Source organism: Allosphingosinicella sp. (assembly GCF_036387215.1).
Classification (GTDB): domain Bacteria; phylum Pseudomonadota; class Alphaproteobacteria; order Sphingomonadales; family Sphingomonadaceae; genus Allosphingosinicella.
On the sequence record NZ_DASVUE010000371.1, the window covers coordinates 1 to 5,620 of the forward strand.

The 5,620-nt window shown below is 66.3% G+C and carries 3 protein-coding genes and 1 pseudogene; 2 read left to right on the top strand and 2 right to left on the bottom strand.

The genetic code is table 11. The annotated features are described in order from the left end of the window. Positions 1 to 670, top strand: a pseudogene (locus VF662_RS14590) (hypothetical protein); the annotation flags it as partial. Positions 671 to 708: 38 nt separating this feature from the next. Beyond that, entirely contained in the window at positions 709 to 1,881 is a 1,173-nt protein-coding gene (locus VF662_RS14595; RefSeq protein WP_464142552.1) for a mechanosensitive ion channel family protein, read from the top strand. On the opposite strand, the gene VF662_RS14600 is transcribed toward VF662_RS14595, so the two are convergent. Beyond that, positions 1,878 to 2,366: a hypothetical protein gene (locus tag VF662_RS14600; RefSeq protein WP_464142554.1), complete on the bottom strand. Its 489-nt coding sequence runs from the start codon at positions 2,364 to 2,366 to the stop codon at positions 1,878 to 1,880. The two genes, VF662_RS14595 and VF662_RS14600, sit on opposite strands and share 4 nt — an antisense overlap. A 96-nt stretch (positions 2,367 to 2,462) precedes the next feature. Continuing rightward, positions 2,463 to 5,510, bottom strand: coding sequence for a bifunctional proline dehydrogenase/L-glutamate gamma-semialdehyde dehydrogenase PutA (putA, locus tag VF662_RS14605; protein ID WP_464142556.1), 3,048 nt, complete (start codon positions 5,508 to 5,510; stop codon positions 2,463 to 2,465). Between the last annotated feature and the right edge of the window lie 110 nt (positions 5,511 to 5,620).

Below are 5,620 nucleotides of genomic sequence, written 5' to 3' on the forward strand. Positions count from 1 at the left end.
GGAGAACAAAAGCTTCGGCGCCACGACGCTCCGCAACCGGCATGCGAAGGTGGAGCGCGGCAAGGTGAAGCTCACTTATACCGGCAAGCACGGCATCAAGCGCAGCGTCACGATCAGCGACAGGAACCTGGTCCGCATCGCGAAGCGCACGCAGGACCTGCCGGGCCAGCATCTGTTCGAATATGTCAACGAGGAGGGCAACATCCGCCCCGCCACCTCCACCGACGTCAACGACTATATCAAGGAAGCGATGGGCGAGGAGTTCACCGCCAAGGATTTCCGCACCTGGGGCGCGAGCGTCATCGCCTTTTCGGAAATGGCGAAGCGCGTGGAAAGCGCCGGCAGGATCAAGCTCAAGAGCGTGATGGAACCGGTTGCCGAAGCGCTCGGCAACACGCCCGCGATCAGCCGCAAATCCTACGTCCACCCTGCGCTGATCGAAGCCGCCAAGGATGCCGGCGCAATCGGCGGCAAGAAGCTCCCGCGCACAGGCAAATATCTGAGCGCCTACGAGCGGGCGCTGATCGACTTCCTCGACGCGCTTCCCGAAGCACAGGCGGAAGTGGACGCCAAGACCCAGGCGAAAAAGGCGAGCGGCAAATCGGGCGCACAGGCGGAGGCCGAAGTCGCTGCCGAGGCGCAGGCGAAGCTCGACGCGGCGGCCGCCTGATTGGTGTCCCGCGCCCGACCGCTGTAGAGACCCCGACCATGACCAACGCCACTCAACCCCGCGTCGCCGAGGCGGCGCAGACTCTATCGCAGAAGAGCACTCAGCTCGTCAGCGAAGCAGGGGCCTGGCTCAGCGGCAACGCCGTCGACATCCTCATCGCCGCAGCCATCGGCGCGGTCATCGCGCTCGTGCTGATCGGCCTTCGCTCGTTCGGACACCGACTGATCCGCGACCGCGGCGACGACGGCATCAACTGGCGCACGATCATCGGCCGGGTGCTTGCGCGGACGACCCTGTTCTTCGTGATCATGTGCGCGGCGGAGCTCGTCGCCGAACATGCCGAAACGCCGCCCACCCTGCTCCGCGCGATTCATTTCCTGTTCGTCATCGCCGCCGCGTTCCAGGCAGCCATCTGGGCGCGGGAGCTTGTGCTCGGACTGATCGAGCACAAGGTCGGAGCCGACGATCCGCACAGCACCCTCGGCTCCGCGATCGGCATCATCCGGCTGCTGGTGACGGTGGCGCTGTTCGCGATCGCGATCATCCTCATTCTGGACAATCTCGGAGTGAACGTCACCGGCCTTGTCGCCGGCCTGGGCATCGGCGGAATCGCGATCGGCCTTGCCGCGCAGGGCATCTTCAAGGATTTGTTCTCGGCGCTCGCAATCATCTTCGACCGCCCGTTCCGGCGCGGGGACACGATCACCTTCGATCAGACCACCGGTACGGTCGAGCAGATCGGCCTCAAGAGCACCCGCATCCGCTCGCTGAACGGCGAGGAGGTCGTCATATCGAACGACAACCTCCTCAACACCAAGATCCAGAATTGGGCGCTGCTGCACCGCCGCCGCGCGCTGATGACGCTTGGCCTCGTCTACCAGACGCCGCCGGACCTGCTCGCCCGCCTTCCGGCCGAGATCCAGGCAATCGTGGAGAGCCAGCCGCTCGCCACCTTCGACCGAGCCCACGTCGCCGCGTTCAACGCCTCATCGATCGATCTCGAGCTCGTCTTCTTCGTGGAGTCGGCGGAATTCCCCGTGTTCATGCACACGAAGCAGGCGATCATGCTCGCGATCCTGCGCCGGTTCGACGAGCTTGGAATCGCCTTCGCCTATCCCACGCAGACCACCTTCACCGCGGCTCCGGACGGGACGCTCGTCATGCCCTATCCGCACGTGAAGATGATCGCGACGGAGGACACCGGCGATTAAGCGGCTTCGAGCATCTTCGCTTCGAATTCCTCGATCATGCGCTGCCAGTTCGGGATGGTGATCGCCTCCAGATATTCGCGCTGCATTTCCGCGGTCAGAACCTCGACCAGCAGACAGCCCTCCACCCAGAGTTCGATCACGCCGAAGACGCCGCCGCGCTTGCAGTATTTGACGGGCCAGCCGTTCCGGTCCGCAAGCGCGAATATCGCATCCATGTCGAGCGGGGTCGCGATCGCGATATGCGTTGCGGTGTTGCGGCGCGGCGCGGCATTGACGCTGATTGCGTCGCCATCGCCGGGTGCCAGGTGCATCTCGGTGCCGCGCTGATAGACCTCGATCATCGTGCCGCGATCATCGCCCGCGAGCGCGACCCACGAGCCCTGGCCGACCGGCGGAAACGGCGCTGCGGCGCCGCCCAATATCTCCGCGAACACTTCCGCCACATGGCGGGGATCGTCGGCTTCAAGCGAAACGTGGAACAGCATTGAATGGCCTCTCTTGATTGAAGAGGCGCTCTCATGATGATCTTCGCCGCCCGGCGAAAGCGCCCGGCGACGGAAATCGGATGCCCGTCGACTGATCTACAAACCTACATCCTCGAGCGACAAAAGCGTTGCGTTACCGCCCGATGAGGTGGTGTCGATCGAGGTCACTCGCTCCGCGCAGAAGCGCGGGAGGTAGTGTGGGCCGCCTGCCTTCGGACCCGTACCGCTCAGCCCCTCGCCTCCGAACGGCTGGGAGCCGACGATGGCACCGATCATCGAGCGGTTGACGTAGAGATTCCCGACCTTCGCCACGTCTTCGACGGCCTCGGCTGCGCGCGCGATGCGGCTGTGGAGGCCCATGGTGAGGCCGAAGCCGGTCGAATTCACTCGAGCGATGGTCTCGGGCAACTGCCCCGCCTTCCACGTAGTGACGTGAAGCAGCGGCCCGAAATGCTCGTGCCGCACCGCTTCGAGCTCCGGCACCGCGATCAGCGTCGGTGGCACGAACAGGCCGTCTTCCGGCACCGGGATCGTCTTCAGCCAGCTATTCTGCTTCGCGTTCCGGTGCGCCATCAGCCGGTCGTACGCGCCCTGATCGATCACCGGCCCCACATCGGTCTTGGGATCCGCCGGATCGCCGACGACGAGCGTGTCCATCGCACCCGACAGCATCTCCAGCGTCCGGTCGGCAATCTCCTCCTGGAGGAGGAGCACCCGGAGCGCCGAGCAACGCTGGCCGGCCGAGCGGAAGGAGGACGTGACGACGTCCGCCACCACCTGCTCCGGCAGCGCAGTGGAATCGACGATCATCGCGTTGATCCCGCCGGTCTCGGCGATCAGCGGGATGATCGGCCGCTCGTCATCTTCAAGCAGCGTCCGCGCGATCCGCTTGGCCGTCGCCGTCGAGCCGGTGAAGGCGACGCCGGCGATCCGCACATCCTCCATCAGCGCCTGCCCGACCGACGGGCCCCCGATCGCAAGCACGAGCGCGTCCTCAGGCACTCCGGCGCTGTGCGCGAGCCCCACCGCGTAAGCGGCGATCTCCGGCGTCTGCGGCGCGGGCTTCGCCACCACCGTGTTGCCGGCAACCAGTGCAGCCGTGACTTGACCGAGGAAGATGGCGAGCGGGAAGTTCCACGGCGCGATGCACACCCAGGCCCCCCGCCCTTCCATGCGAATGACGTTCCGCTCCCCGGTGGGCCCGGGAAGTTCGATCGGCTGCAGCCCGCTCCGCGCCTGGGCCGCATAGTAGCGGCAGAAATCCACCGCCTCGCGCACTTCGCCCAGTGCGTCCGGAATGGTCTTGCGCGCCTCCTGCACAGCCAGCGCCATCAGATGGTCCCGCTCCCGCTCGAGCAAATCCGCGAGGCGGTCGAGGCAGGCGGCGCGATGCTCGATCGACTGCATCGACCATGAGGGGAAACCGCCAAGCGCCCGCTCGACGGCGGCCGTGGCGAGCCGCCTGTCCGGATCCGGAGCATGCTGCGGGCGCGTCACATTCCCGGCGCCGTCGGCTGCCGGCGTGCGATCCTCGCCGCCCGCACGGAAAGCGAGCGGAGACTGAACGAACTGCGCCACCCGCTGCAGCTCCTGGCGATCGTTGAGGTCGATGCCTTCACTGTTCTTCCGCTCTGGCGCGAACAGATCCTCGGGCAGCGGGATCGAGGGATGCCGCGTCCCCCCCACGGAAGCGATCTTGGCCACCGGATCGGCGAGGATCTCCGCATCCGTCATCCGCTCGTCCGCGAGCTGGTGGACGAAGCTCGAATTCGCGCCATTCTCCAGCAGGCGGCGAACGAGATAGGCCAAGAGGTCCCTGTGCCCGCCGACCGGCGCGTAGATGCGCGTGTGGTACCCCTGCTCGCGCACCAGGCTCTCGTACAGCCCCTCGCCCATTCCATGCAGGCGCTGGAACTCGAAGTCCCGGCTGTCACCCGCCCATTCGAGGATGGTGGCGACGGTCAGCGCATTGTGGGTCGCGAACGCCGGATAGATGTTCTTCGCCCGCAGCATGTCCTTGGCGCAGGCGAGATAGGAGACGTCGGTTGCGGCCTTGCGGGTGAACAGCGGATAATCGGAGAGCCCCTGCTCCTGCGTATGCTTGATCTCGCTGTCCCAATAGGCGCCCTTCACGAGCCGCACGGCAATGCGGCGGCCGGTGGCGGCGCCGATCGCATCCGCCCAGGCGAGCGTCGGACGGCAGCGTTTGCCATAAGCCTGCACCGCCATTCCTAGCCCGTCCCAGCCCTTCAGCGCCGGCAGCCCGGCGATTGAGCCGATGATGTCGAGGCTCATGTCGAGCCGCTCGCTCTCCTCGGCGTCGATCGTGAAGGCGATCCCGTAGCGCTTGGCCAGCGCCGCAAGCGCCTCGACCTGCTCGGTCAGCGCCGGAACGCAGCGTTCATATTGCGCCACCTCGTAGCGCGGGTGCAGCGCCGAGAGCTTCACCGAGATCGAATGCCCCTCCTTCGCGTGCCGGCCGACGGCGTGGATCGCGTCCTCATAGGCGCGGTAATATCGCTCGGCGTCGGGGAAGGTCCGCGCCGCCTCGCCCAGCATGTCGAAGCTTGCGGTGAAGCCCCTGTTCTCGCGCTTCTTCATGCGCGCCACGGCCTCCTCGATGGTGCGGCCCATGACGAAGATCTCGCCCATCATCCGCATCGCCGCGCCCACCGCCTGGCGGACGAACGGCTCCCCCGCCCGCGCGATCAGGCGCTTGAGCGAACTTGCCTGCTCGCTGTCGCTGACGAGCGCGCGGCCAATGACGAGGCCCCAGGTGGCGCTGTTCACGAGCGTCGAGTGCGACTTGCCGGCATGCGACTTCCAGTCCGCATTGCCGAGCTTGTCGGCGATCAGCTGGTCGGCCGTCTCCGGGTCGGGCACGCGCAGGAACGCCTCGGCGAGCGACAGCAAGGCGATGCCTTCCGACGTGTTCAGCCGGTATTCCTGCAGGAACTGGTTCACCCACCCGGACGATTGCGCGCTCCGCAGATCGGCAAGCATCCCGAGGGCACGATTCTCGACGCGCCTCCGCTCCTCCGAATCGAGCGCCGCGTCCTTCAACAGCGGCGCAAGCACCTCAGGTTCCGGAGCCCGGTGAAGCCGCATGATCTCTGCGCGCGCGGTTGCCGTAGCGTCCGCCATAACTGGCCCTCTTCTGCCTTGAGTCTTGTGTGGGCGCGGCTCTAGACCGGCTCCATGCCCATCGCCAGCATCGAAGAGATCAAAGCCCGGGTCGGCACCGAGATCGGCGT